At 60.3% G+C, this 25,121-nt stretch carries 28 protein-coding genes; 11 read left to right on the forward strand and 17 right to left on the reverse strand.

The annotated features are described in order from the left end of the window. Window positions 1-48: 48 nt before the first annotated feature. The 8 genes from hisG to LRS56_21855 all read right to left on the reverse strand — a co-directional run bounded on the left by hisG (window position 49) and on the right by LRS56_21855 (window position 5,596). Complete coding sequence (gene hisG, locus LRS56_21820; protein ID WDU61439.1) at window positions 49-684, reverse strand: ATP phosphoribosyltransferase; 636 nt, start codon at window positions 682-684, stop codon at window positions 49-51. A 234-nt stretch (window positions 685-918) separates the two neighbouring features. Further along, window positions 919-2,184 (reverse strand): UDP-N-acetylglucosamine 1-carboxyvinyltransferase, encoded by a 1,266-nt coding sequence (gene murA, locus LRS56_21825; GenBank protein ID WDU61440.1) that lies wholly within the window; start codon window positions 2,182-2,184, stop codon window positions 919-921. A 23-nt stretch (window positions 2,185-2,207) separates the two neighbouring features. Further along, window positions 2,208-2,447 carry a BolA family transcriptional regulator gene (locus LRS56_21830; GenBank protein WDU61441.1) on the reverse strand — a complete coding sequence of 80 codons (240 nt, stop codon included), beginning with the start codon at window positions 2,445-2,447 and terminating at the stop codon, window positions 2,208-2,210. Window positions 2,448-2,561: 114 nt separating this feature from the next. Then, a complete protein-coding gene (locus LRS56_21835; GenBank protein WDU61442.1) occupies window positions 2,562-2,867 on the reverse strand; it encodes an STAS domain-containing protein in 306 nt (101 codons plus the stop codon). Beyond that, window positions 2,864-3,511 carry an ABC transporter substrate-binding protein gene (locus LRS56_21840; GenBank protein ID WDU61443.1) on the reverse strand — a complete coding sequence of 216 codons (648 nt, stop codon included), beginning with the start codon at window positions 3,509-3,511 and terminating at the stop codon, window positions 2,864-2,866. Before LRS56_21840 ends, LRS56_21835 begins: the two co-directional genes overlap by 4 nt. Before the next feature lie 11 nt (window positions 3,512-3,522). Beyond that, on the reverse strand, window positions 3,523-3,990 hold the full coding sequence (gene mlaD / locus LRS56_21845) for an outer membrane lipid asymmetry maintenance protein MlaD (GenBank protein ID WDU61444.1): 468 nt from the start codon (window positions 3,988-3,990) through the stop codon (window positions 3,523-3,525). Next, a complete protein-coding gene (gene mlaE, locus LRS56_21850) occupies window positions 3,990-4,787 on the reverse strand; it encodes a lipid asymmetry maintenance ABC transporter permease subunit MlaE (protein ID WDU61445.1) in 798 nt (265 codons plus the stop codon). The genes mlaD and mlaE overlap by 1 nt, the downstream gene beginning before the upstream one ends. Beyond that, the gene (locus tag LRS56_21855) at window positions 4,787-5,596 is read right to left on the reverse strand and encodes an ATP-binding cassette domain-containing protein (protein WDU61446.1); all 810 of its coding nucleotides are present in this window, start codon (window positions 5,594-5,596) and stop codon (window positions 4,787-4,789) included. Before LRS56_21855 ends, mlaE begins: the two co-directional genes overlap by 1 nt. Window positions 5,597-5,907: 311 nt before the next feature. Here LRS56_21855 and LRS56_21860 point away from each other — a divergent pair, with 311 nt between their 5' ends. From LRS56_21860 to LRS56_21905, 10 genes are all read left to right on the forward strand, one after another. Then, window positions 5,908-6,882, forward strand: coding sequence for a KpsF/GutQ family sugar-phosphate isomerase (locus tag LRS56_21860; protein ID WDU61447.1), 975 nt, complete (start codon window positions 5,908-5,910; stop codon window positions 6,880-6,882). Continuing rightward, the gene (locus LRS56_21865; GenBank protein ID WDU61448.1) at window positions 6,883-7,407 is read left to right on the forward strand and encodes an HAD family hydrolase; all 525 of its coding nucleotides are present in this window, start codon (window positions 6,883-6,885) and stop codon (window positions 7,405-7,407) included. An 8-nt stretch (window positions 7,408-7,415) separates the two neighbouring features. Beyond that, on the forward strand, window positions 7,416-7,988 hold the full coding sequence (gene lptC / locus LRS56_21870) for an LPS export ABC transporter periplasmic protein LptC (protein WDU61449.1): 573 nt from the start codon (window positions 7,416-7,418) through the stop codon (window positions 7,986-7,988). Next, entirely contained in the window at window positions 7,975-8,508 is a 534-nt protein-coding gene (gene lptA / locus LRS56_21875; protein WDU61450.1) for a lipopolysaccharide transport periplasmic protein LptA, read from the forward strand. The genes lptC and lptA overlap by 14 nt, the downstream gene beginning before the upstream one ends. Further along, window positions 8,508-9,233 carry an LPS export ABC transporter ATP-binding protein gene (lptB, locus tag LRS56_21880; protein WDU61451.1) on the forward strand — a complete coding sequence of 242 codons (726 nt, stop codon included), beginning with the start codon at window positions 8,508-8,510 and terminating at the stop codon, window positions 9,231-9,233. Before lptA ends, lptB begins: the two co-directional genes overlap by 1 nt. Before the next feature lie 196 nt (window positions 9,234-9,429). Further along, complete coding sequence (locus tag LRS56_21885; GenBank protein ID WDU61452.1) at window positions 9,430-10,923, forward strand: RNA polymerase factor sigma-54; 1,494 nt, start codon at window positions 9,430-9,432, stop codon at window positions 10,921-10,923. A gap of 75 nt (window positions 10,924-10,998) precedes the next feature. Further along, window positions 10,999-11,304, forward strand: a complete 306-nt coding sequence (raiA, locus tag LRS56_21890; protein WDU61453.1) for a ribosome-associated translation inhibitor RaiA — start codon at window positions 10,999-11,001, stop codon at window positions 11,302-11,304. 10 nt (window positions 11,305-11,314) lie between these two features. Continuing rightward, complete coding sequence (gene ptsN / locus LRS56_21895) at window positions 11,315-11,779, forward strand: PTS IIA-like nitrogen regulatory protein PtsN (protein ID WDU61454.1); 465 nt, start codon at window positions 11,315-11,317, stop codon at window positions 11,777-11,779. Window positions 11,780-11,781: 2 nt separating this feature from the next. Continuing rightward, entirely contained in the window at window positions 11,782-12,639 is an 858-nt protein-coding gene (gene rapZ, locus LRS56_21900; GenBank protein WDU61455.1) for an RNase adapter RapZ, read from the forward strand. A gap of 16 nt (window positions 12,640-12,655) precedes the next feature. Beyond that, window positions 12,656-12,928 carry an HPr family phosphocarrier protein gene (locus tag LRS56_21905; protein WDU61456.1) on the forward strand — a complete coding sequence of 91 codons (273 nt, stop codon included), beginning with the start codon at window positions 12,656-12,658 and terminating at the stop codon, window positions 12,926-12,928. Window positions 12,929-12,950: 22 nt separating this feature from the next. On the opposite strand, the gene LRS56_21910 is transcribed toward LRS56_21905, so the two are convergent. From LRS56_21910 to pmbA, 6 genes are all read right to left on the reverse strand, one after another. Beyond that, window positions 12,951-13,844, reverse strand: coding sequence for a ZIP family metal transporter (locus LRS56_21910; GenBank protein WDU61457.1), 894 nt, complete (start codon window positions 13,842-13,844; stop codon window positions 12,951-12,953). A 34-nt stretch (window positions 13,845-13,878) separates the two neighbouring features. Beyond that, a complete protein-coding gene (locus LRS56_21915; GenBank protein ID WDU61458.1) occupies window positions 13,879-14,490 on the reverse strand; it encodes a superoxide dismutase in 612 nt (203 codons plus the stop codon). Between the two features lies 1 nt (window position 14,491). Continuing rightward, a complete protein-coding gene (locus LRS56_21920) occupies window positions 14,492-14,920 on the reverse strand; it encodes a hypothetical protein (GenBank protein WDU61459.1) in 429 nt (142 codons plus the stop codon). Between the two features lie 27 nt (window positions 14,921-14,947). Next, a complete protein-coding gene (locus LRS56_21925; protein ID WDU61460.1) occupies window positions 14,948-16,324 on the reverse strand; it encodes a class II fumarate hydratase in 1,377 nt (458 codons plus the stop codon). Further along, window positions 16,317-16,712 (reverse strand): FagA protein, encoded by a 396-nt coding sequence (locus tag LRS56_21930; GenBank protein ID WDU61461.1) that lies wholly within the window; start codon window positions 16,710-16,712, stop codon window positions 16,317-16,319. Before LRS56_21930 ends, LRS56_21925 begins: the two co-directional genes overlap by 8 nt. 149 nt (window positions 16,713-16,861) lie before the next feature. Continuing rightward, window positions 16,862-18,208, reverse strand: coding sequence for a metalloprotease PmbA (gene pmbA, locus LRS56_21935; GenBank protein ID WDU61462.1), 1,347 nt, complete (start codon window positions 18,206-18,208; stop codon window positions 16,862-16,864). Window positions 18,209-18,316: 108 nt separating this feature from the next. Here pmbA and LRS56_21940 point away from each other — a divergent pair, with 108 nt between their 5' ends. Continuing rightward, the gene (locus LRS56_21940) at window positions 18,317-18,838 is read left to right on the forward strand and encodes a ribosome-associated protein (GenBank protein ID WDU61463.1); all 522 of its coding nucleotides are present in this window, start codon (window positions 18,317-18,319) and stop codon (window positions 18,836-18,838) included. 45 nt (window positions 18,839-18,883) lie between these two features. Here the strand turns inward: LRS56_21940 and tldD are convergent, their stop codons facing one another. Genes tldD through LRS56_21955 form a run of 3 tightly spaced genes read right to left on the reverse strand, consistent with a single transcriptional unit; the run spans window position 18,884 to window position 25,055 of the window. Beyond that, window positions 18,884-20,326, reverse strand: coding sequence for a metalloprotease TldD (gene tldD / locus LRS56_21945; protein ID WDU61464.1), 1,443 nt, complete (start codon window positions 20,324-20,326; stop codon window positions 18,884-18,886). A 16-nt stretch (window positions 20,327-20,342) separates the two neighbouring features. Then, window positions 20,343-21,191, reverse strand: a complete 849-nt coding sequence (locus LRS56_21950; GenBank protein WDU61465.1) for a carbon-nitrogen hydrolase family protein — start codon at window positions 21,189-21,191, stop codon at window positions 20,343-20,345. A 48-nt stretch (window positions 21,192-21,239) separates the two neighbouring features. Further along, window positions 21,240-25,055 (reverse strand): YhdP family protein, encoded by a 3,816-nt coding sequence (locus LRS56_21955; GenBank protein ID WDU61466.1) that lies wholly within the window; start codon window positions 25,053-25,055, stop codon window positions 21,240-21,242. Window positions 25,056-25,121: the final 66 nt, after the last annotated feature.

Below are 25,121 nucleotides of genomic sequence, written 5' to 3' on the forward strand. Positions count from 1 at the left end.
GGCTATGAGGCGGATAGACGGGCGTAGCTTTTCAGCTACGCAGGTAGGTCAACCGCGGTGTCGAGACTCCACTGCGGTGCGCAGGGTGTCGATCAACGCCTGGATACGGGCGTGTTGCATCTTCATCGAAGCTTTGTTGACGATCAAGCGGGAGCTGATGTCGGCAATAAAATCCTGAGGCTCGAGACCGTTGGCACGCAGGGTGTTGCCGGTGTCGACTACGTCGATGATCTTGTCGGCCAAGCCGATCAGCGGGGCCAGCTCCATCGAGCCGTACAGCTTGATGATGTCGACCTGGCGGCCTTGCTCGGCGTAGTAGCGCTTGGCGACGTTGACGAACTTGGTGGCCACGCGCAGGCGGCCTTTGGGCTCGACATCACCGACACGGCCGGCGGTCATCAGCTTGCACAGGGCGATACGCAGGTCCAGCGGCTCGTACAGGCCCTGGCCGCCGTATTCCATCAACACGTCTTTACCGGCGACACCCAGGTCGGCCGCGCCATGTTCAACGTAGGTCGGCACGTCGGTAGCCCGTACGATCAGCAGGCGAACGTCGTCCTGGGTCGTGGGGATGATCAGCTTGCGGCTCTTGTCCGGATTCTCGGTCGGCACGATGCCCGCTTCAGCCAGAAGCGGCAAAGTGTCGTCAAGGATGCGGCCCTTGGACAGTGCGATGGTCAACATGGGAAACGTCAGTCCTTCATCAGGCTATTGCGGTCCGGTCGCAAACGGCGCCAGACACAGATCGAGGCCATTACAGCCTCGATTTGAAACAAATTCAGTAACTGCTCAGGTAACAACAAACACAGCCCCGTGGCGAGCGGGCTTGCCCGCGTTGGACTGCGTAGCAGTCCCATTTTTGGGGTTGCTACGCAAGACAAGCCCGCTCGCCACAGTGACAGTGTTTGCAGCCCGGGGTTAGCCCGGCACGCGGCGGATTTTTGCGCCGAGCATCTGCAGTTTTTCTTCGATGCACTCGTAACCACGGTCGATGTGGTAGATGCGGTCGATCAGGGTGTCACCGTCTGCGCACAACGCAGAAATCACCAGGCTGGCCGACGCACGCAGGTCGGTAGCCATTACTGGCGCGCCCTTGAGCTTGTCGATACCGGTCACGATCGCAGTGTTGCCTTCGACCTGGATCTTGGCGCCCATGCGGTGCAGTTCATACACGTGCATGAAGCGGTTTTCGAAGATGGTCTCGATCACGGCACCGGTGCCTTCGGCAATCGCGTTCAAGGAAATGAACTGCGCCTGCATGTCGGTCGGGAACGCCGGGTACGGGGCGGTCCGCACGTTGACGGCTTTTGGCCGCTTGCCGTGCATGTTCAGCTCGATCCAGTCGGCACCGGTCGTGATTTCAGCACCGGCTTCCTTGAGCTTTTCCAGCACTGCTTCAAGGATCGTCGGATCGGTGTCCTTGACCTTGACGCGGCCACCGGTAACGGCAGCAGCCACCAGGTAGGTGCCAGTCTCGATACGGTCCGGCATCACTTTATAGGTAGCCGAGTGCAGGCGCTTCACACCTTCGATAGTGATGGTGTCGGTGCCGGCGCCGGTGATGTTGGCACCCATGGCGATCAGGAAGTTGGCCAGGTCGACCACTTCCGGCTCGCGTGCGGCGTTTTGCAGCACGCTGCGGCCGTTGGCCAGGGCAGCTGCCATCATGATGTTCTCGGTACCGGTCACGCTGACGGTATCAAAGAAGAAGTTCGCGCCACGCAGACCGCCTTCCGGCGCCTTGGCCTTGATGTAGCCGCCTTCGACGTCGATGGTCGCGCCCATGGCTTCAAGGCCACGGATGTGCAGGTCGACCGGACGCGAGCCGATGGCGCAACCGCCAGGCAGGGCCACTTCAGCTTCACCGAAGCGGGCAACCATCGGGCCGAGCACCAGGATCGATGCACGCATGGTTTTCACCAGTTCGTACGGGGCGATCAGGGTCTTGATGGTGCGCGGGTCGATTTCGACGGACAGTTTCTCGTCGATCACCGGCTCAATGCCCATGCGGCCGAACAGCTCGATCATCGTGGTGATGTCGTGCAGGTGCGGCAGGTTGGCTACGGTTACCGGGCCATCGCACAGCAGGGTCGCCGCCAGGATCGGCAGGGCGGAGTTTTTCGCACCGGAAATGCGGATCTCGCCATCAAGGCGGCCACCACCGGTAATAATCAATTTATCCATAAGAATCTCGACGCCTTGGGGGCTCAGGTGCGCTCGGCCCAGGCCGCGCGGCTGAAAAATTTCATAGTGACCGCATGGATGCTGCCATCGGTGATCCACGGGTTCAAATGGGCATAGATCTGCTGTTGACGCTTGACCGGGCTCAATGCCGCCAGTTCATCGCTAATCACGTTCAGCTGGAAGTTGCAGCCTTCGCCTTCAACTTCAACGCTCGTATCCGGCAGCTTTCCTTCAAGGAAGCTCTTAACTTCTAGGGCCTGCATGCTCAACCTCTATCGGCGCCCAGTGCGCACGGGTCGCACATCATACAAAAAAGCCCCGCGCCTGCGAACCCCGCATAGCAGGACTCTGACGGGGGGCTTTTGCGATAATGTGTATTAAGGATGTGCCAACAGCTCGGTCAAACCGGAAACCTCGGCAATTTCGCGCATGTCGTCGGGCAATGAACGAATGCTCACCGGCTTTCTGGCCGTCTGGGCATCACGCATAAAGCACAGCAACAACGACAGGCCGACGCTGCTGGACTTGGTCACCGCCGAGCAATCCAGCACCAGTTCAGGGGCGGTATTGGTCTTGATCAGTGCCTGGCCCTGCTTGCGCAGGTCCGGCCCGGTGCGGTAATCCAGCACGCCGCTGATGAACAACTCGCCGGCGTCGCTAAGACGAACAGCCGACTCGCTCATTGCGCGGGCTTCCCGGAAGCTTTATCAGTTTCTTCCTTGGCCTTGGCTACTTCACCGGCCCAACCATTGATGGTTTTGTCCAGATCGTTGCCATTGCGCTGCATCGCGTCAGCGAACTGGTCACGGAACAGCTTGCCGATGTTGATACCGTTGATGATCACGTTACGCAGTTTCCACTCGCCGTTGACCTTCTCCAGGGTGTACTGCACAGGGTAGACGGCGCCGTTGTTGCCTTTGACGCTCATGTTGACGCTGGTGCGATCGCCCGACTCATCGCCGGCTGGAGCCACGGTAATGCCCTGGTTGTTGTATTCCAGCAAAGCGTTGCCGTAGAACTGGAACAGGCCCTTCTTGAAGTTTTCCTGGAAGGTCTGCATCTGCGCCGGCGTAGCCTTGCGCGAATACTTGACCGTCATGATGCTGCGGGAAATGCCTTCGGCATCGACCACCGGGCCGACAATGGTATTGAGCGCGTTATAGAACTGACTCGGATCTTGCTTGTACTTTTCCTTGTTGGCCGACAGGTCAGCCAACATCTTGTTAGTCGTGTCCTGCACCAGCTCGTGGGCAGAACCCGCCGCGTTGGCCATCAGCGGCAGCGCTGCCAGCAGCACCAGCAGGCCACGTCGCAAGGTAGAGATCATGAACAGATTCCTCATTTGGCGTCTTTATTGACCGTATTGAGCAGGAATTTACCGATCAAGTCTTCAAGCACCAACGACGACTGTGTGTCGTGGATTGTCGAACCATCCTTGAGCAGGGCTGTTTCCCCACCCACGCTGACACCGATGTACTTCTCGCCCAGCAGACCCGCAGTGAGGATAGATGCAGTGGAGTCGGTCGGCAGGTTATCTACCTTCTTGTCCAGTTGCATGGTCACTCGCCCGGTGAAGCTGTCGCGATCCAGATCGATTGCCGTGACCTTGCCGATCGTCACACCGGCCATGGTCACTTTAGCTCTGACAGTCAAACCGGCGATATTGTCGAAGTACGCGTAAAGTTTATAAGTATCGGCGGTGGGGCTGGCCGACAGGCCACTGACCCGCAGGGCCAGCAACAGTAAAGCCAGGATGCCAGCCAGCAAGAAAAGGCCGACACCGATTTCCACAGTGCGGTTTTGCATCAGAAATCTCCAAACATCAAGGCGGTCAAAATGAAGTCAAGGCCCAGTACCGCCAGCGAGGCGTACACAACGGTCTTGGTGGTGGCGCGACTGATCCCTTCTGAGGTGGGCTCACAGTCGTAGCCTTGGAATACGGCGATCCAGGTCACTACAAAGGCAAAGACGATGCTCTTTATGATGCCGTTGAGCACGTCACCGCTGAAGGTCACGCTGTTTTGCATGTTGGCCCAGTAGGACCCGTCATAGACGCCCAGCCAGTCCACCGCCACCCACGAACCGCCCCAGATGCCGACCACGCTGAAAATCATCGCCAGCAGTGGCAGGGAAATGAAGCCGGCCCACAGGCGCGGGGCAACAATGTATTTGAGCGGGTCCACGCCGATCATTTCCAGGCTGGACAACTGCTCGGTGGACTTCATATTGCCGATCTCGGCAGTCAGCGCCGAACCTGCGCGACCGGCGAACAGCAAGGCCGTGACCACCGGCCCCAGCTCACGCAACAGCGTCAGGGCGACCATCTGCCCAACGGCCTGCTCCGAACCGTAGCTGGAGAGGATATTAAAACCCTGCAACGCCAGCACCATGCCGATGAACACGCCGGAGACCACGATGATCACCAGCGACATCACACCCACCGAGTGCAATTGCTTGATCAGCAGGCCAAAGCCACCACCGATGCCGCCGCGGCCGAGCAAGGCGTGGAACAGGAAAATCGTTGAGCGCCCCAGCACTTCGACGATGTCGATACCGGAGCGACCGAAAAGGCGAACCTTTTCGATAAGAGATGTCTTGCGCATCAGCGCTTCCCCAGAAGATCTGAGCGGTAATCCGCTGCCGGAAAATGAAAAGGCACCGGGCCATCGGGATCGCCGGTCATGAATTGGCGAATGCGCGGGTTGTCTGCGTTCATCAGTTCTTCAGGCGTGCCCTGGCCCAGCACCTGGCCATCGCCGACTACATAGAGGTAATCGGCAATGCTCGCGGTTTCTGCAAGATCGTGAGAGACCACGATGCTGGTAATCCCCAGCGCATCGTTGAGCAGGCGGATCAGGCGCACCAACACGCCCATGGCGATCGGGTCCTGGCCGACGAAGGGCTCGTCGTACATGAGGATCTGTGGATCGAGGGCGATGGCACGCGCCAGGGCGACCCGGCGCTTCATGCCGCCGGACAACTCGTCAGGCATCAGGTCGATGGCGCCGCGAAGGCCTACGGCCTGCAGTTTCAGCAACACAATGTCACGAATCATTTCGTCGGACAGCTGGGTATGCACCCGCAGCGGGAACGCGACGTTCTCGAAAACATCAAGGTCGGTGAACAACGCACCGCTCTGGAACAGCACACCCATGTGCTTGCGTGCATCGAACAGATCGCTGCGCGACAGCGTCGGCAGGTTCTGGCCGTTGACCCACACTTCGCCGGCGCTGGGGCGCAATTGCATGCCCATCAGGCGCAACAGGGTGGTCTTGCCGCAACCGGAAGGCCCCATGATGCCCGTGACCTTGCCGCGGGGAATGCGAATATCGACGTTATTGAAGATGCTGCGCGTCCCGCGCTTGAAGGTCAGTCCCTTCAGCTCGACCGCGTAGGCGTTATCGGCACTCATCTAAACTCCTTGGGATGCAGCCTTTCACTCAGACACCACGTTTGCGACAAACGTTTGCAACGAGTGCGCAATAGATAGCCACATGGGCTGGGCGGACCGAACTGGCGGCGAACTATATCACTGGTGGTACAACGCGCCCAAGGCCGGAACAGTGCTTGTTCAGATTGGCGACAGTGAAAAAACCTTGCCGGGCATACAACCAAGGAAGGAATCTCGCATCCCGAGTAAATAAAGCCTGACGAACTTGCGTGAGGGAATTGATCATTACCGCTATAATCGCCGACTTTTCGTCAGGCTATACGATTTAAGACATGAGCCAATCCAGCGACCTTATTCAATCCGCACAACGCACCATCCGCCTAGAGCTTGAAGCCGTAGAAGGCTTGCTGGCCCGTATCGACGCGGATTTCGTACGCGCCTGCGAGATGATTCTGGCCAGCAAGGGCCGCGTTGTCGTCGTCGGCATGGGCAAGTCGGGCCACGTCGGCAACAAGATCGCCGCCACCCTGGCCAGCACCGGAACTACCGCGTTTTTCGTGCACCCGGCCGAAGCCAGCCATGGCGACATGGGCATGATCACCAAGGATGACATCATCCTCGCCCTGTCCAATTCCGGCACCACCAACGAAATCGTGACCCTGCTGCCGCTGATCAAGCGCCTGGGCATCAAGATGATCAGCGTCACCGGCAACCCGGAATCGACGCTGGCCAAGGCCGCCGAAGTGAACCTGAATGTTCACGTAGCCCATGAAGCCTGCCCACTGAACCTCGCGCCGACCTCCTCCACCACTGCCGCGCTGGTCATGGGCGATGCCCTGGCCGTGGCGTTGCTGGAAGCCCGCGGGTTTACTGCTGAAGACTTCGCGTTCTCCCACCCGGGTGGCGCCCTGGGCCGCCGCTTGCTGCTCAAAGTGGAAAATGTCATGCATTCGGGCGATGAATTGCCCCACGTACAGCGCGGCACATTGCTGAAGGACGCGCTGATGGAAATGACCCGCAAGGGCCTGGGCATGACCGTGATCCTGGAAGCCGACGGGCGCCTGGCCGGGGTTTTCACCGACGGCGACTTGCGTCGCACCCTGGACCGCACCATCGACATCCACACCGCCACCATCGATGCGGTAATGACCCCACACGGCAAGACTGCCCGCCCCGAGATGCTCGCGGCCGAAGCCTTGAAGATCATGGAAGACCACAAGATCGGCGCGCTGGTGGTGGTCAATACCGACGACCACCCGATTGGCGCCCTGAATATGCACGACTTGCTGCGTGCGGGAGTGATGTAAATGACCAGCGACCTGATGCAACGCGGTAAAAACATCAAACTGGCGATTTTCGACGTAGACGGCGTGCTGACCGATGGCCGCCTGTACTTCCTCGAAGATGGCAGCGAGTTCAAGACGTTCAACACCCTCGACGGCCAAGGCATCAAGATGCTGATGGCGTCGGGCGTGCAAACCGCGATTATCAGCGGCAGAAAAACCCCTGTTGTGGAACGCCGCGCACAAAACCTGGGGATTCCTCACCTGTATCAAGGCCGTGAGGATAAACTGGTGGTTCTGGACGAGCTTCTTGGCCAACTCAACCTAAGCTATGAGCAGGTTGCCTACTTGGGCGATGACTTGCCCGACCTGCCGGTGATCCGCCGAGTCGGCCTGGGGATGGCCGTGGCCAATGCGGCGGCGTTTGTTCGCGAGCATGCCCATGGCATCACCACCGCGCGGGGTGGCGAAGGTGCCGCCCGCGAGTTCTGCGAGCTGATCCTGCGTGCCCAGGGCAGCCTTGAAGCGGCCCACGCCGCCTACTTATAGAGCGTTTTATGCTGAGTAAAAAGATTCGCAACTTCCTGCTATTCGGGGTCATCGCCGCGCTGTTCCTGGCGGTGGGCTACTGGAATATCAGCCCGGAGCGCTTTCTCGACCAGCCTGCTGCGCAGGTTGACGAGGGCGCTATCGACTACTACGCCATCAATGCCAAAAGCGTGCAGTTCCTGCCCGATGGCAAGGTGCAGTACGAGATGACCTCGGACAAGGTCGAGCATTTGAAGGCCACCGAAGTCACCCTGCTGACCAACCCGGACATGAACATCTACCGTGGCACCGAGTTTCCGTGGCACGTCACCAGCAAGCGTGGCGAGGTCAACCCGGACGGCACCGAAGTGGAACTGATCGACTCGGTGCGCGTTGCGCGCACCGACGCAAAAAACCGCGATACCGTGATTACCAGCAGTCGCATGACCGTATTCCCGCAGAAGCAATATGCGCAGACCGAGCAAGACGTTAGAATCGACGGCGCTGGCGGTGTATCGACTGGCAAGGGAATGAAAGCGTATTTGAAAGAAAGCAGGATACACCTGCTATCGAACGTAAGAGGACAGTATGAGGCTCGTTAAAACTCTCCCTATTTTGCTCGGTCTGGGCGCAGCACTGGGAAGCGTGAGCGCCTGGGCTCTGCCGAACGATAGCCAGCAACCGATCCACATCTCGGCTGACGATGCGCAGCTGGATGACAAACAAGGTGTCGCCACCTACACCGGCGGCGTGATCATCACCCAAGGCTCGATGAAGATCACCGGTAATACCGTGACCCTGACTCGTACCCCGGCTGGCGACATTGACGTGGTGACCTCGGTCGGCAACCTGGCTTACTTCGAACAGAAGCAGTCTGCTGCCGATACCGGCCCGATGAAGGGCTACGGCAAGACCATCCAGTACCACGCCCAGCAGAACCGCATCGTCCTGATCGACCAGGCCAAGGTCCTCAGCCCCGACGGCAACTCCACGGAAGGTGAAAAGATCACCTATGACACCGTGAAACAGATTGCTAACGCCGGTCGTGCGAATGGCAGCAAGGTCACCGCACCGCGCCCACGCATCGACATGGTTATCCAGCCGAAGAAGAAGGCCGAGTAATGGCAACCCTGAAAGCCCAGCATCTGGCCAAGGCCTATAAAAGCCGTCAGGTCGTGCGCGACGTCAGCCTGTCGATCGACAGCGGCCAGATCGTCGGCTTGCTCGGCCCCAACGGCGCCGGCAAGACCACCTGCTTCTACATGATCGTCGGCCTGGTCCAGGCGGACCAGGGTCGCGTGCTGATCGACGACCTGGACGTCAGCCACCAGCCCATGCACGGCCGCGCCCGTGCCGGTATCGGCTATCTTCCGCAAGAAGCGTCGATCTTCCGCAAACTGTCGGTAGCCGACAACATCATGGCAATCCTCGAGACCCGCAAGGAACTCGACCGTGACGGCCGGCGCAAGGAGCTGGAAAGCCTGCTGCAGGAATTCCACATCAACCACATCCGCGACAACCTCGGCATGAGCTTGTCCGGTGGTGAGCGTCGCCGCGTGGAGATCGCCCGGGCCCTGGCTACCGCACCCAAGTTTATCCTGCTGGACGAACCGTTTGCCGGCGTCGACCCGATCTCGGTCGGCGACATCAAGCAGATCATCCACCACCTCAAGGCCAAGGGCATTGGCGTGCTGATCACCGACCACAACGTCCGTGAGACGCTCGATATCTGCGAAACCGCCTATATCGTGAACGATGGCCAACTGATCGCCGAAGGCGACTCCGCCACCATCCTGGCCAACGAGCTGGTCAAGGAAGTGTACCTGGGTCACGAGTTCCGCCTGTAAATCTGCCTGTAAACACTGGCGGTGGCAGGTCGTTTGCCCGAAGTGCGGGAGTCAATAAAAACCTCCGGATTTTTATTGTTACCGCGCTCTAGGCAAAGCCCCCGATATCAGGCATATAATTTGCTTATGTTTGGCGCTCACGCGCCCTGTCGTGGATGGCGCACTGCGCCGGCGAATAAGGTGTTAAGCCCCTGCTATGAAACCATCGCTAGTCCTGAGAATGGGCCAGCAGCTGACGATGACACCGCAGCTGCAACAGGCCATCCGCCTGCTCCAATTGTCGACCCTGGACCTGCAACAGGAAATCCAGGAGGCCCTGGAGTCCAATCCGATGCTCGAACGCCAGGAAGAAGGCGACGACTTCGATAATGCAGACCCGCTGGCCGACAACATAGAGCAAAAACCCAACCCCGACGTGCAGGAACCGTCCTACCAGGAAACCGCCCCCACGGTGGATAACCTTGAGGAAGGCGACTGGAACGAACGCATTCCCAACGAGCTTCCCGTCGACACCGCCTGGGAAGACGTCTACCAGACCAGCGCCAGCAGCCTGCCCAGCAATGATGATGACGAGTGGGACTTCACCACCCGCACCTCCGCCGGCGAGAGCCTGCAGAGCCATCTGCTGTGGCAACTGAACCTTGCGCCGATGTCGGACACCGATCGCCTGATCGCCGTGACCCTGATCGACTGCATCAATAACCAGGGTTATCTGGACGAGACGCTCGAAGAAATTCTGGAAGCCTTCGACCCGGAGCTGGACATCGAGCTGGACGAGATCGAAGCCGTCCTGCACCGCATCCAGCAGTTCGAACCGGCCGGCATCGGCGCGCGCAGCCTCAGCGAATGCCTGTTGCTGCAACTGCGCCAGCTGCCCGCCAAGACCCCTTGGCTCGCCGAAGCCCAGCGCCTGGTCACCGATTACATCGACCTGTTGGGCAGCCGCGACTACAGCCAGCTGATGCGCCGCATGAAGCTCAAGGAAGACGACCTGCGCCAGGTCATCGAACTGGTGCAGAGCCTCAACCCACGCCCAGGCTCACAGATCGAGTCCAGCGAAGCCGAGTACGTGGTGCCTGACGTGATCGTGCGCAAGGACAACGAGCGCTGGCTGGTGGAGCTGAACCAGGAGTCGGTGCCACGCCTGCGGGTCAACCCGCAATATGCCGGTTTTGTACGCCGCGCCGACACCAGCGCCGATAACACCTTCATGCGCAACCAGTTGCAGGAAGCGCGCTGGTTCATCAAGAGCCTGCAAAGCCGTAATGAAACCCTGATGAAAGTGGCCACCCAGATCGTCGAGCACCAGCGCGGCTTCCTGGAATATGGCGACGAAGCGATGAAACCGCTGGTTCTGCACGATATCGCTGAAGCGGTGGGCATGCACGAATCGACGATTTCCCGGGTGACCACGCAAAAATTCATGCATACCCCACGGGGTATATATGAACTGAAATACTTTTTCTCCAGCCATGTAAGCACCTCCGAAGGCGGTGAATGCTCGTCCACGGCGATCCGCGCGATCATCAAAAAACTGGTTGCCGCGGAAAATCAGAAAAAGCCGTTGAGTGACAGCAAGATCGCTGGTTTACTGGAGGCACAAGGCATTCAGGTCGCCCGTCGAACCGTCGCCAAGTACCGCGAGTCCCTCGGGATCGCGCCTTCCAGCGAGCGTAAGCGTTTGATGTGACGGGCGGGCCACAGCGTTCCAGTGGCAGGTATTCCTACCTGCCGCTTTATGCACTGGCAACGAAGGAGAAGCTGTATGCAAGTCAACATCAGTGGACACCAGCTGGAAGTCACCAAACCCCTGCGTGAGTACACCGAGAGCAAGCTGAACAAGCTTGCGGGGCATTTTGACAAGATCACCAACGTGCAGGTCATCATGGAGGTCGATAAGCTCAAGCAGAAAATCGAGGCCACCCTGCACGTACCGAATGCGAAGCTCGTCGCCAATGCGGAGCATGAAGATATGTACGCAGCGATTGACTCACTCTACGACAAGCTGGACCGCCAACTCATAAAGCATAAGGAAAAGAATCTGCACCTGATGCAAGGTACAGGTCGTTAACTCTCCCCCCATGATCCGACTTGAAACCATCCTGACCCCCGGCCGTTCACTTGTGAACGTGCCGGGCGGCAGCAAAAAGAAAGCCCTCGAACAAATTGCCAAGCTGATCAGCCACGAAGTGCCTGAACTGGATGAGCAAGTTGTTTATGAGTCGCTGATTGCCCGTGAAAAACTGGGTTCGACCGGTTTTGGTAACGGCATCGCCATTCCTCACTGCCGCCTGCAAGGGTGCGAGTCCCCTGTCAGCGCCCTGCTGCACATGGAAAAACCTATCGATTTCGACGCCATCGACGGCGCCCCGGTCGACCTGCTGTTTGTATTGCTGGTCCCCCAGGCCGCTACCGATGCGCACCTGGAACTGCTTCGGCAGATCGCCAGCATGCTCGACCGCAAGGAAGTACGCGACAAACTGCGCAGCGCCAGCAGCAATGAGGCGTTGTACCAGGTTGTCCTGGATGAACAAAACGGGCAGTAATCATGCGTTTGATCATCGTCAGCGGCCGTTCCGGCTCGGGTAAAAGCACCGCCCTCAATGTTCTTGAGGACAACGGTTTCTATTGCATCGACAACCTGCCGGCCGGCCTTCTGCCGGAATTGGCGGAGCGTGCGCTGATTCACACCGAACTGGCGCAACCTCTGGTCGCCGTTTCAATTGATGCCCGCAACCTGCCCAGCCACCTTGAGCGCTTCCCGCAACTGCTTGAGGAAGTGCGGGCCAAGCACATTCATTGCGACGTGCTGTACCTGGATGCCGACGAAGAGACCCTGCTCAAGCGGTTCTCCGAGACCCGCCGACGCCACCCTCTCAGCAGCCCGCATCGCTCACTGGCCGAAGCCATCGAAGACGAGACCAAGCTGCTGGGGCCGATCATTGACCTCGCCGACCTCAAGATCAACACCACGGGCCTGAACCTGTACCAACTGCGCGATGCCATCAAGCTGCGCCTGCTGAACCAGCCGGAGCCCGGCACGGCATTTCTGGTGGAGTCCTTCGGCTTCAAGCGCGGCATGCCGGTGGATGCCGACCTGGTATTCGATGTGCGTTGCCTGCCCAACCCTTACTGGAAGCCGGAATTGCGTGACCAGTCCGGGCTGGATCAGCCTGTGGCCGAATACCTGGCCGCGCAGCCGGATGTTGAAGAGATGTTCCAGGATATCTCCAGCTACCTGCTCAAATGGCTGCCGCGCTTTGCCGCGAGCAATCGGGCCTATGTCACCATTGCCATCGGCTGCACCGGCGGCCACCACCGCTCCGTCTACCTGACGGAGCGCCTGGGCCGGGTGCTGCAACAAACCCTCAAGAACGTCCAGGTTCGCCACCGCGACCTTAGCTGAAAGGAACACCCCCGCGATGCCCGCTCTGGAAATTGAAATCATCAACAAGCTGGGCCTGCACGCCCGCGCCTCGGCCAAGTTCGTCGGCGTGGCAGGGCAGTTCCCCTGCCAGATCCGCGCAGGGCGCACTCCGGAGTCCATGGTCGATGGCAAGAGCATCATGGCCATGATGATGCTGGCCGCCGGCAAGGGCACCAAGATTCACTTGAAGACCGAAGGTGAGCAAGAGCAGGAAGCGATGGACGCCCTGGTGGCGTTGATCAACAACTATTTTGATGAGGGTGAGTAAAGCGCGTGAGGCTGCAATAGCCTCACCCCAATGCCGTATCCATCACCATCATTAAACAAAACCCGATGCACAGCCCCAGGCTGGCAAGCTTTTCGTGGCCATTGCGCCGCGACTCCGGGATCACTTCGTGGGTCACCACCAACAGCATCGCACCCGCCGCCAGCGCCAGCCCCAAGGGCAACAGCACCTCAGCCAGGCTCACCAGCCAGGCGCAAAGCACGGCGAATACCGGCTCTACCAACCCTGATGCGGCTCCGATCAGGAAGGCTTTGACCCGAGACATTCCCGCCCCGGCCAACACCAGCGCAATGACCAGCCCCTCGGGCACATCCTGCAAGGCAATGCCCATGGCCAGGCTGTCGGCATCCGGCATGCCGCCGCCGGCGGAAACACCTACAGCCATGCCTTCGGGGATATTGTGGGCAATGATGGCAAACACAAATAGCCAGATGCGCGGCGGGATTACCGGTTTATCCGGGGTACCCACCAGCATTTCCGGGCTCGCACCGGAGACCTTGCGGTCAACCAGATACAGCCCGAAAGCACCCAGCATGATGCCGAAACTGATCAAGCCACTGGCGCCCCAAGGCGAGAGCCCCAAGCCTTCAGCGGCGGCGATGCCCGGTACAATCAGCGAAAACGCCGTGGCCGCCAGCATCACCCCGGCACCAAAGCCCAGCAGCGTATCGCTCAACGCCACTGGCATCCGCCTGATCACCAACACCGGAACCGCGCCGAGCGCCGTACCGAGCGCGCAGATCGAGCCGCCCTGCAAGGCTCGCAAAATGCGCGGTTCAAGGTCCAGCCAGGCCAGCCCATGGGCCACCAGCAATGCAGTCCCTGCCAATAGCAGCAGCGAGCCAAACGCATAACGAAACATTCGCCCGCTGCTGATCGCCAGTGTTTCAGTGCCCATAGTCGGCCTTAGATCTTGTTATGTGGGTTGAATGTCAGGCCAAAGCAGCCTGATAGCGTGCGGCGACTTCCGGCCAATTGATGACACTGTAGAAGGCGTTGATGTATTCCGGGCGACGGTTCTGGTACAGCAGGTAATAGGCGTGCTCCCAGACGTCCAGGCCCAGGATCGGCGTGTTGCCGTTCATCAAAGGGCTGTCCTGGTTACCACTGCTTTCCACGACCAGCGTCTTTTGCGGGGTTACGCTCAGCCACGCCCAGCCGCTGCCGAAACGGGTCAAGGCGGCCTTGGTGAACGCCTCCTTGAAGCTATCGAAACCGCCCAACTGCTCGTCGATGGCTTTGCCCAGTGCGCCTTCTGGCTTGCCGCCGCCTTTTGGTGACATCACGGCCCAGAACAACGAATGGTTGGCGTGGCCGCCGCCCTGGTTGATCACCGCCGCCCGCAGTTTTTCCGGCAGTTGCTGCACGCTGGACACCAGTTTCTCTACCGGCCAGCCCGCGAACTCCGTGCCTTCAACCGCAGCATTGAGGTTGTTGATGTAGGTCTGGTGGTGCTTGGTGTAGTGAATCTCCATGGTTTGCGCATCGATATGCGGCTCCAGGGCATCGTAGGCATAAGGCAAGGCAGGCAAGGTGTAGGACATATCAGTGTGCTCCGTAATGAGGAGTGGTCGGTTGCGGGGCAGTACCGCCGAGCAAGCGATGGGTGCGCGGGTATTCGCCGTGATCGCTGATGAAATTCAACAGTTCGACGTAGGTCTTGCTGCTCTGGCGCAGGGCCGCCTCGCGCAATTGCGGACTCAGGCGTGGGTCCTGCATGGTCTGCAACAGGCGCTGGTGAATGGCACAGAGGTATTCCGCGCTTTCCTCCGGCTGGTTCAGGCGCAGATGCAGGTCTGCCAGGTTGTGATGGGAAATGACGCAAGCCGCCACTGCTTCGTCGGCATCCGCCCAGCGTTCGAACAACACTTGGGCCAGGGCCAGGGCTTGTAAATAGGCCTCGCGAGCGTCAACCAGCTCGCCCGCCATAAAGCAGCGATTGGCCCGTTCGATCGTGCGTTTCCAGTGCTCCATGGTGAGCCTCCAAAGCAGGGTCAGTGTTTACACGCCGCCGGCCGTGAGCTTTTCCGGGTCCAGCAGGACCTCCAGTTGGCTGCGCGGCAAGTCGGTGTGCTCGAGGGCGACATCAATCACCGGGCGGCCTTGCTGATAAGCCTTCTTGGCGATTTCAGCGGCCTTTTGGTAACCAATGATCGGGTTGAGTGCGGTGACCAGGATCGGGTTGCGCGACAGCGCTTCCTTGAGCTTGGCCTCGTTGACCTTGAAGCTGGCGATGGCCTTGTCGGCCAGTAGGCGGCTGGAGTTGGCCAGCAATTCAAGGCTGCTGAGCAGGTTCTGGGCGATGATCGGCAGCATCACGTTCAGCTCGAAATTGCCCGACTGGCCGGCAATGGTGATCACGCTGTCATTGCCGATGACTTGGGCGGCGACCATGGCTGTGGCTTCCGGAATCACCGGGTTGACCTTGCCCGGCATGATCGACGAACCTGGCTGCAGGCCCTCCAGCTCGATTTCACCCAGGCCTGCGAGCGGACCGGAGTTCATCCAGCGCAGGTCGTTGGCGATTTTCATCAACGACACGGCAGTGGCTTTGAGTTGACCGGAGACCGCAACGGCGGTGTCCTGGGAGCCGATCAGGGCGAACAGGTTCTTGCCCGGGGTGAATTTCACGCCGGTCAGGTGGCTCAACTGCAGGCTGAAACGTGCGGAAAATTCCGCATGCGCATTGATCCCGGTCCCCACGGCCGTACCGCCCTGAGCCAGTGCCTGCAGGCTCGGCAGCAGGTCCTGCAAGTGCCCGATATTGGCCTTGAGCTGCTGCGCCCAGCCATTGAGCACCTGGCTCATGCGCACCGGCATCGCATCCATCAGGTGAGTGCGCCCGGTCTTGATGAACGGATGAACCTCTTCGGCCTTCTGCTCGATCACCTGCACCAGATGCAGCAGCGCCGGCAAGGTCTGCTCATGCATCACCAAGGCTGCGCTGACGTGGATGGTGGTCGGGATGATGTCATTGCTGCTTTGGCCACAGTTCACATGGTCATTAGGGTTGACCGCCTCGCCCAGCAAGCGACTGGCCAGGGTCGCAATCACTTCGTTGGCGTTCATGTTGGAACTGGTGCCGGAACCGGTCTGGAAGATATCCACCGGGAAGTGCTGCATGTAATCGCCTTCCAGCAGGCCTTGGGCGGCATCGACAATCGCCTTGCCCTGCCCTTCGCTGATCTGCTTGAGGTCGACGTTAACCTTCGCGGCGGCGGCCTTGGCCAGGATCAGGGCGCGAATGAATTGCGCCGGCATGCGCTGATTGCTGATCGGGAAGTTGTTCACCGCACGCTGGGTCTGCGCACCGTACAGGGCCTCGGCTGGCACTTGCAGTTCGCCCATGCTGTCGCGTTCGATACGGGTGTTACTCATCGTTAGATCCTTGCACCAGGTCGGAGTGAGAAATAGACGGCAGCAATTCGCAGGTCGCCAATTGCCAGGCAAAGGTCTGCCAGCGCTTGAGGCGGCAGGCACAGTGAGAGAGTTTTTCCAGGTCGCGCAGCGGGCGCCAGGCCTGGTCCAGACAGATGGAGCGCCAGTGCCACGGCAGCGCGATATCGCTGGCGGTGTCGATCAGCAGGCGGAATGACGTTTCGGCGATCGTCCACGGATGGGTGGCGGTACAACACGCCAGGTAGCGCCCCTCGTTGAGGTAATGTTCGATCAGGCGAGGCTCATTGGGATCAAGGCCACAGCGAATCTGACGACTCATCCAGCGCCAGCTCTCCAGGTAAGGATCCTCATGCAGGACAGAACTCATGATCCACACTCATTCGGTAATGATATTTATTATTAAATGATATTGAGAATCAACGCAATGGCGGCATCGTGCTCCACTTGAAATGCGGGCACAAAAAAAGCGCGCTATCCATGGGGCATAGCGCGCTTTTTTTCAGCGGAACAGGCGGATCAGCTGCCGGCGACGGTCATCCGCTCGATCAATACCGACCCCGTGCGAATGTTGCTGCGCAGTTCCAGGTCATTCCCCACGGCGACAATCTGCTTGAACATATCGCGCATATTGCCGGCGATAGTAACTTCCTGAACCGCGAATTGAATCTCGCCGTTCTCCACCCAAAATCCCGCCGCGCCACGGGAATAATCGCCCGTGACCATGTTCAGGCCGTGGCCCATCAATTCGGTCACCAGCAGGCCACGCCCCATACGCCGCAACAACGCGGCCTGGTCTTCATCGCCATGGGTCACGAACAGGTTATGCACGCCGCCGGCATTAGCGGTGCTTGGCAGGCCAAGCTTGCGACCGGCGTAAGTGCCCAGTACGTAGGACACCAACTCGCCTTTCTCGACGAACGGTTTGGCATAGGTGGCCAGGCCATCACCGTCGAACGCCGAGCTGCCCATGGCCCGCATCAAGTGCGGACGCTCGTCGATGGTCAGCCATTCCGGGAACAGCTTCTGCCCGATGGCCCCCTCCAGGAACGAGGATTTGCGGTACAGGTTGCCGCCGGAAATCGCCCCCAGAAAGCTGCCGAACAAGCCACCGGCCAGCTCGGCCGAAAACAGCACCGGCACTTCGCACGTCGGCACCGGACGCGCGCCCAACCGGCTCGCGGCGCGTTGCGCAGCACGCTGGCCGATGCTGACCGGGTCCGCCAGCAATTCGCCTTGGCGGCTCACGTCGTACCAGTAGTCACGCTGCATCTGGCCATCGGCTTCGGCGATCATCACGCAGCTCAAGCTATGACGAGTGGACGCATAACCGCCGATAAAACCATGGCTATTGCCGTATACGCGGCAACCTTGATGAGTGCTCAACGTGGTGCCATCAGCGTTCTTGATGCGCGGATCGGCGTCGAACGCCGCCGCTTCACAGGTCAGCGCCTGTTCGATGGCCTGCTCAGGCGTAATGTCCCAGGCGTGGAACAGATCAAAGTCCTTCAGGTCCTTGGCCATCAGCGCTTTGTCGGCCAGGCCCGAGCTTTCATCCTCGGAGGTGTGCTTGGCAATCGCCAAGGCGGCGGCGACCGTTTCGCGAATTGCTTCCGGGCCGCTGGCCGAGGTGCTGGCCGAGCCTTTGCGCTGCCCCACGTACAAGGTGATGCCAAACCCCTGGTCACGGTTGAATTCAACGGTTTCCACTTCCCGCTGACGCACCGAAGTCGACAGCCCCTGCTCCAGCGACACAGCCACCTCGCAGGCACTGGCCCCCTGGCGCTTGGCCTCGGCAAGGATCTGCTCGACTTGTTCCTGCAGTGCCGGTAACGCTTGCGGACCGACGCTTTGGGCTGCACTCATGGTTTTCTCCACTCAAATTCTGCTTTCGGTTAAGGCCATCGAGCGACCGGGCCGGACAAGCGGCCCCCGACTGGTTATCATGGCGGCGTTTCTTTGCGGACTGCCACCATGGTTGATTCTTACGACGACTCCCTCGATGGGGAGAAAAGCAAAACCCAGGTCAAACGTGAGCTGCATGCTCTGGTTGACCTCGGCGAGCGCCTTACAACGCTCAAGAAAGACTTGATTGCAAAATTGCCACTGACCGACGAAATGCGCCGGGCGCTTGCGGATGCACCCAAGCACACCGCGAATATCGCGCGTAAACGGCACATCATGTTTATCGGCAAGCTGATGCGCGATCAGGACACTGACGCGATTCTGGCCTTGCTTGATCAAACCGATGCCTCCACTCGCCAGTACAACGAACGCTTCCACAACCTGGAGCGTTGGCGTGACCGCCTGATCTCGGGCGATGACGCGGTGCTGGAGAAATTCGTGCTGGACTACCCGGATGCGGACCGCCAGCAATTGCGCTCCCTGATCCGTCAGGCCCAGCACGAGCAGGCGCATAACAAGGCGCCGGCCACCAGCCGTAAAATCTTCAAGTACATCCGAGAGCTGGACGAGACTCAACGCGGCCTGCGCTGATCCTCTTCCCCGGGTGGCGGCTTGCGCCACCCGAAGCTCCACCCCTTACGACCCCGTGCCACCCACGGTGATCGCATCAATTTTCAGCGTTGGCTGGCCGACACCGACCGGCACCGACTGCCCATCCTTGCCGCACGTGCCCACGCCGCTGTCCAGCGACAGGTCGTTACCGACCATCGACACCTTGCTCATGGCTTCCGGACCGTTACCAATCAACGTTGCGCCTTTGACCGGTGCGGTGATCTTGCCGTCCTCGATCAGGTACGCCTCGCTGGTGGAAAACACAAACTTGCCGCTGGTGATATCCACCTGGCCGCCGCCGAGGTTGGCACAGTAGATCCCGCGTTTGACCGAGGCGATGATTTCCGCCGGATCGCTTTCGCCACCCAACATGTAGGTGTTGGTCATGCGCGGCATTGGCAGGTGCGCGTAGGATTCGCGACGGCCGTTACCGGTACGCGCCACACCCATCAGGCGGGCGTTGAGCTTGTCTTGCATATAGCCCTTGAGCACCCCGTTTTCGATCAGGGTGGTGCACTCGGTCGGCGTGCCTTCATCGTCGACGCTCAGCGAGCCACGGCGCCCAGCCAGGGTGCCGTCATCGACAATCGTGCAGAGCTTGGACGCAACCATCTCGCCCATACGCCCGCTGTAGGCCGAACTGCCCTTGCGGTTGAAGTCGCCCTCCAGGCCATGGCCCACGGCTTCGTGCAGCAACACACCGGACCAGCCAGAGCCCAACACCACCGGCAACGTACCGGCCGGTGCCGGGATGGCTTCCAGGTTGACCAACGCCTGACGTAGCGCTTCACGGGCATAACCCATGGCACGGTCTTCGGTGAGGAAATAACGGTAGTCCGTACGCCCGCCGCCGCCATGCCCGCCGCGCTCGCGACGGCCATTTTGTTCGACGATCACGCTGACGTTGAAACGCACCAGCGGCCTTACATCCGCCGCCAGCCCGCCGTCGGTGGACGCCACCAGAATGCGTTCCCACACACCGGCCATGCTCACGGTGACTTGCTGGATGCGCGGGTCGAGGGCACGCGTGGCCGCATCGATACGCTTGAGCAAATCGACTTTTTCCGCACGGCTGATCACTTCCAGCGGGTTATCCGGCGCGTACAACTGGGCCACGTCCTGGGTGCTGAATGCCTGCACGGTACCATTTTGACCAGCACGGGAAATCGAGCGCGCCGCACGCGCCGCCAAGCCCAAAGCTTCCAGGGTGATGGCATTACTGTAGGCAAAACCGGTTTTCTCACCGGACTGCGCACGCACACCCACGCCTTGGTCAAGGTTGAAGCTGCCTTCCTTGACGATGCCGTCTTCGAGGGCCCACGACTCGGAAATCTGCCCCTGGAAATACAGGTCGGCCGCGTCGATGCCCGGCCCGGCCAGATCGCCAAGCACGGTTTGCAAACTTTCGATGGTCACGCCACCGGGTACCAGGAGGTGTTCACTGACTGAGGACAACAACTCGCTCATAGGTTTGGCCTTAAATTCATCGTTCTGAAGCAGGCCGCTGCGCGCCCTGCGAGAAAAAGCGCCGATGGTTGACCACCGGCATGCGCGCCCGTATCGACGCCTGTTCACTGCTATCGCGTTCGGCCAGCAACACCGCTTCGCCTTGATCCTGTTGGGTCAGCACGCGCCCCCACGGGTCGACAATCGCCGCGTGGCCGTAGGTTTCCCGTGGACCCGGATGCACCCCGCCCTGCGCGGCAGCCAGCAGGTAGCACTGGGTCTCGATGGCCCGGGCGCGAATCAGCACGTCCCAGTGGGCTGCGCCGGTCACCGCCGTGAACGCCGAGGGCGCGGTAATCAATTCAGCCCCTGCCGCACGCAACTCGCTGTACAGCTCCGGGAAACGCAAGTCGTAACACACCGTCAGGCCCAACCGGCCCACCGGCGTATCCACCACCACCACATTGCCACCGAAAGCATAGTCATCGGATTCGCGATAGCGACCGCGAGCATCCGCTACATCGACATCGAACAGGTGCAGCTTGTCGTAACGGGCGACGATTTCGCCCCGATCATCGACCAGCAGCGAGCAGGCATTTACCTTGTCGTCGGGTTGGTCCTTGGGCGGCAGCGGCAAAGTGCCGGCCACTATCCATAAGGTGAGGTCGCGGGCGGTCTGTTTCAACCACGGCAGGATCGGGCCTTCGCCCAACGCCTCGGCGCGACCGATATCGGCCACGTCACGGCGGCCCATGGCGGCAAAGTTCTCCGGCAATACTGCCAGCTTCGCACCACCTGCCGCCGCTTGCTCAAGCAAGCGCCGGGCCTGGGCCAGGTTGGCCAGCACATCACTCTGGCTGACCATTTGAATTACCGCAAAGGACATGGGCCGACACTCCGTACAGGGCATGCGGCCATGCTACTCCACAGGCTCTCAGTTTGGTTTTTCAAATGGCTTGTCGAAAGTGATTTTTGGATCCTTCCAGGGGCCTTCCACCTTGTATTGCACGCTGGCGAAGCGCGCAACACGGTCACCGATCAGCTTGTCGATCAGGAACAACGCGCCACCAATGGCAGGCGCACCGACAATCAGCGCGGCAATCGGCAGGTTATTGGTGACCGGCAGGGTGACAAGCAGCTTGGCGTCGACACGGTCGGCCACCAGATCCAGGGTGCCATTGAGCTCCAGGTTGGTGGAAGGCCCGGTCATGGTGATGGGCTCGCGGGTCACAAACACACCATCACTGGCCGCCAGCAAACCTTTGACCCGGTCATAACTCAACCCTTTACCGAGCAAATCAGAGAAGTCCAAGCGCAGGCGGCGGCCGATGGAGTTGAAGTTAAGCAGGCCGAACACCCGCAGCGCCTGGGCGCCACCTTCCACTTCAACGAACTGGCCCTTACGAAACGCCGCATCCAGGCTGCCGGAAAAGCGCTTGGGCCCGACCCAGGCCGGCGAGCCCGGCCAGCGACCGTCCACGTCGACGTGAAACTCTTCACTGGTCACGCTCGGTGCAAACCCCCAACCCTTGAGCACATCGCCAATATTCTTGCCATCCAGACGCCCCTTGTACCAGCTGCTGCTGGCACCCGGCGCACCCTCCCAGCCACCAGCGCCCTTGAGTTGCATGCCCTTGAGGCCCAGATCCAGGGTGTTGAAGGCCATGCCTTTAACGGTTGGGCGGATTTTCAGCGACCAGGCCCCTATCAGGTCCGGCCCCTGGAACAGTTGATCGATAGCGATATCAAGTGCCGGGATATCCTTGGGATCAACATCAGCCAACGGGTCCGGTGCGTTTTCATCGGCTTGCACCGTCGGGTCCACCGCCGGCAGCTTCACGTATTGCAGGTTGATCGCAATCGGCGCGCCCTTGGCATCCGGCAGGTTCACCGCGCCTTTGGCTTGCAGGCTGTCGAGCTGCAAGCCCCAGGCTGCGGGTTTACGGTCCAGCTGCAGGCTGACCTGATCAAACTGAGTGCCGAAGCCGGTCAGTTTGCCGACCTTGAAATCCGCGCCGCTGAGCAGTTGCTTGGCACTGCCGCCCGGGTCATTGCCGGCGTAGCGGTCGACCAGTTTTTTCCACGGGTCGATGTCCAGTTCCGAGAGCACGCCGCGAATACGCAGGCCCTTGCCGGCGGGCAATAAAGCATCGCCGTCTCCGAGGAACAGCTCGCCGCGACCCTCATTGAATTTGTCCGGCGGCGCGGCAAAGGTGAAGTTCGCCAGCTCGCCATAATCGAACCAATAACGGCGCTCGGCGCCCTGCAACGTCATGCGGAACGTGCTGTCACGCCCTTGGCTGGCCGGCATGCCGAACGGTGCCGGCAAATCCACGGCGACACCCTTGAGGTTGGAATTGACCATCAACTGGCTGTCGGCGCCGTCCAGATTGACCTGCAGCTGGTACGGGATATCTCCGGACACCGGCAGTGGCTGGCTGATTTTCAGCCAATCCGTCAACCGCTTGACCGTGACCTGGCCCTTGGCCGTGATCCGGGTGCTGATATCGCCGGGCTTGCCATCGGCAAAAATCTGCGCAGTGAGCGGCCGGTCAAACGCCTGGGCCGTAATGTTCTGCCCGCTCAGGCCCTTGGCGCTGTCGAAGCGGAATTCGCCCTTGAGCTGGGTCAGGTCCAGGGAGGGTTCGGCCAATTGCAGGCACGCCTTGTCGGTCTGGAAGTCCACCACGATCTTGGGCTCGGTGCCTTTGGCCAGCGGAATATCCAGGTCCAGCTTGCCTTGCAGGTCGCCTTCACCTTTCCAACCGGCAAAGGTCGATGCGGTGCCGATCGGCGCTTCCTGCAGAATTTTCAGGCCGTCGCCAAGCCCGCCAGCAAAACCGCCAGTGAGCAGCAGGTGGCTGTCTTTGCCCGCAGGCGCGTGCGGAATATTGACGTAGATATCCTTGACCTTGGTGTCGAGCAACTGGCCCTTGCTGGCCAGGATGCGCACGCCGCTCTCCTCGACAAACACTTCGCCCTTGACCTTGCTCACATGCGGCCAACCCGGCTGGAACGCCAGCTCAGCGTCATGCACTTTGAAGAACAGGCTGATATTGCGCGACGCCGGCAGCGCGTCGTGATTCAACGAGCCCTGGTATTGGAAGAAGCCTTGCTCGACCGCGCCCTTGAGAATCGCCGTACGCAGCCATTCGTCGAGGGCCGGGCTGAGCACCGCAGGCAGGTACTTGGGCGTGAACTTCCCATCGCCATCGACCATGCCGACCCGCAGGTCCATGTAGTCTTCCTGGCTATGGTCGAAATGCAGGCGAATCAAAAAATCGGCGGCGATCTTGCCCTCTTCGCCCAGCACCTTGATATACGGCGCGATCAGGGTGAAACCCTCTTTATCCAGTTTCCAGGTCAGGCGTGCATTGGCCTGGAGGTACTGCCAGGGCTTGGCGAAGATCGGGTCCAGGTGCAGGGAAAAGTCCTTGCTGTCCATGCGCAACTCGCCATGGCCCAGGTAACCGCTGATGCTGCCGGAGACGTTGCGCGCAGCCGGCGCGCCGAAATAGGCATCAAACCCCACACGCTCGAGGTTGGCGGCGAAGCTGACTTTCTGCTCGGTCGTGTCCTCGGGGCGAAAATCCACCAGCACGTTGCGCAGCAGTCCGGTGGCCTTGAGGTGTTCGACGGTTTTGGCGAAGCCTTCCGGCAATGGCGCCAAGGCGTTCAACAATGGCGTGATCGGGGTCAGGTCGATGCGGTCGGCCTGTAACTTCCAGACCTCCAGGGCTTTGTCGGTCGCCAGGCTTTGCTGCAACTGCAGGCGCGATTCCCAGCGGGTTTCGCCCAGGTTCATCGCCAGCGAATCGAACAACACCTTGAGGCCGGTCTGGCTGCGTTGCAGGTAGGCGGTCAGCGCCAGATTCTCGATATGCACCGGCTTGCGGTCGGCGTAGCTGCCCTTCACCTGTGGCGAATTGAGGCGCACCACCGCGCTTTGCACGGTGCCCTTGGCCCAGCTCAGCCAGAATTCGCCGCCGGCCTTGAACTGTGTGAGTTTCCATTGCTGAGTCAGCCTGGCCGGAATCCACTTGGCCCAATCGCTCTGGGGCAGGCTCAAGTAGGCCTCGACCTCGCCCTCCTTCCATTGGCTCGCACGAATGCGACTGCGCAGGCTCAGCGCGAGGGGCTGGCCGTCGGGCAGGGTCAGGCGTGCGTCCAGACGTTGGCGGGTAGCGCCGGTGTGCAGGCTCAAGCCCACGTATGTCAGGGTCAGCGGCGCCTGGTCGAACGGTTGCAGGGTGACCTGGCTGTCGAGCAACGACACGCGCTTGACCAGCTGCATACGTTTGAGCAACTGCTCCGGGTCCAGCGGCTGGTCGTCCTGCACCGGTACGCCTTGCAGCTGCCAATGGCCGTCCTGGTCTTCCTTGACGCTCAGTTGCAGGCCGCTGACTTCCAGATGCGCAATGCGCACTTCACGCGCCATCAGGCTGGCCCAGATATCCGGTACCACCTCAACCTGGTCCAGGCGCAAGGCACTGCTGCCCTCGCCGACCATCACGTCATGGGCCAGCAATACCGGGGCAAAGCCACTCCAGCGCCCTTCCAGGCTGCCGATGTGCAGCGGCATGTCCACCGCGGCCTGGGCCTTGGCTTCAACTTCTGCACGGTATTCAGCCACCAGCGGGGTCAATTCACGACCCAGGCTCACGTACACCGCCGCCAATACCAGCAGCAAGGCGCACAGGCCCAGGCCCCAACGGGTCAAAGCGGCAAAAAAGCGTATCAGACGCTCCATGTCAGGCGACCCTCAAGGCAGTAAGCGGACGGCAGATCACGGTCTGCCGGTCTCGTAAAAACAAAG

Origin of the sequence: Pseudomonas poae, assembly GCA_028869255.1 — a bacterium.
GTDB lineage: Bacteria > Pseudomonadota > Gammaproteobacteria > Pseudomonadales > Pseudomonadaceae > Aquipseudomonas > Aquipseudomonas poae_C.

Coding starts and splice junctions, on each gene's coding strand:
- hisG (WDU61439.1), bottom strand. CDS start 684: ATGTTGACCATCGCACTGTCCAAGGGCCGCATCCTTGACGACACTTTG.
- murA (WDU61440.1), bottom strand. CDS start 2,184: ATGGATAAATTGATTATTACCGGTGGTGGCCGCCTTGATGGCGAGATC.
- LRS56_21830 (WDU61441.1), bottom strand. CDS start 2,447: ATGCAGGCCCTAGAAGTTAAGAGCTTCCTTGAAGGAAAGCTGCCGGAT.
- LRS56_21835 (WDU61442.1), bottom strand. CDS start 2,867: ATGAGCGAGTCGGCTGTTCGTCTTAGCGACGCCGGCGAGTTGTTCATC.
- LRS56_21840 (WDU61443.1), bottom strand. CDS start 3,511: ATGATCTCTACCTTGCGACGTGGCCTGCTGGTGCTGCTGGCAGCGCTG.
- mlaD (WDU61444.1), bottom strand. CDS start 3,990: ATGCAAAACCGCACTGTGGAAATCGGTGTCGGCCTTTTCTTGCTGGCT.
- mlaE (WDU61445.1), bottom strand. CDS start 4,787: ATGCGCAAGACATCTCTTATCGAAAAGGTTCGCCTTTTCGGTCGCTCC.
- LRS56_21855 (WDU61446.1), bottom strand. CDS start 5,596: ATGAGTGCCGATAACGCCTACGCGGTCGAGCTGAAGGGACTGACCTTC.
- LRS56_21860 (WDU61447.1), top strand. CDS start 5,908: ATGAGCCAATCCAGCGACCTTATTCAATCCGCACAACGCACCATCCGC.
- LRS56_21865 (WDU61448.1), top strand. CDS start 6,883: ATGACCAGCGACCTGATGCAACGCGGTAAAAACATCAAACTGGCGATT.
- lptC (WDU61449.1), top strand. CDS start 7,416: ATGCTGAGTAAAAAGATTCGCAACTTCCTGCTATTCGGGGTCATCGCC.
- lptA (WDU61450.1), top strand. CDS start 7,975: ATGAGGCTCGTTAAAACTCTCCCTATTTTGCTCGGTCTGGGCGCAGCA.
- lptB (WDU61451.1), top strand. CDS start 8,508: ATGGCAACCCTGAAAGCCCAGCATCTGGCCAAGGCCTATAAAAGCCGT.
- LRS56_21885 (WDU61452.1), top strand. CDS start 9,430: ATGAAACCATCGCTAGTCCTGAGAATGGGCCAGCAGCTGACGATGACA.
- raiA (WDU61453.1), top strand. CDS start 10,999: ATGCAAGTCAACATCAGTGGACACCAGCTGGAAGTCACCAAACCCCTG.
- ptsN (WDU61454.1), top strand. CDS start 11,315: ATGATCCGACTTGAAACCATCCTGACCCCCGGCCGTTCACTTGTGAAC.
- rapZ (WDU61455.1), top strand. CDS start 11,782: ATGCGTTTGATCATCGTCAGCGGCCGTTCCGGCTCGGGTAAAAGCACC.
- LRS56_21905 (WDU61456.1), top strand. CDS start 12,656: ATGCCCGCTCTGGAAATTGAAATCATCAACAAGCTGGGCCTGCACGCC.
- LRS56_21910 (WDU61457.1), bottom strand. CDS start 13,844: ATGGGCACTGAAACACTGGCGATCAGCAGCGGGCGAATGTTTCGTTAT.
- LRS56_21915 (WDU61458.1), bottom strand. CDS start 14,490: ATGTCCTACACCTTGCCTGCCTTGCCTTATGCCTACGATGCCCTGGAG.
- LRS56_21920 (WDU61459.1), bottom strand. CDS start 14,920: ATGGAGCACTGGAAACGCACGATCGAACGGGCCAATCGCTGCTTTATG.
- LRS56_21925 (WDU61460.1), bottom strand. CDS start 16,324: ATGAGTAACACCCGTATCGAACGCGACAGCATGGGCGAACTGCAAGTG.
- LRS56_21930 (WDU61461.1), bottom strand. CDS start 16,712: ATGAGTTCTGTCCTGCATGAGGATCCTTACCTGGAGAGCTGGCGCTGG.
- pmbA (WDU61462.1), bottom strand. CDS start 18,208: ATGAGTGCAGCCCAAAGCGTCGGTCCGCAAGCGTTACCGGCACTGCAG.
- LRS56_21940 (WDU61463.1), top strand. CDS start 18,317: ATGGTTGATTCTTACGACGACTCCCTCGATGGGGAGAAAAGCAAAACC.
- tldD (WDU61464.1), bottom strand. CDS start 20,326: ATGAGCGAGTTGTTGTCCTCAGTCAGTGAACACCTCCTGGTACCCGGT.
- LRS56_21950 (WDU61465.1), bottom strand. CDS start 21,191: ATGTCCTTTGCGGTAATTCAAATGGTCAGCCAGAGTGATGTGCTGGCC.
- LRS56_21955 (WDU61466.1), bottom strand. CDS start 25,055: ATGGAGCGTCTGATACGCTTTTTTGCCGCTTTGACCCGTTGGGGCCTG.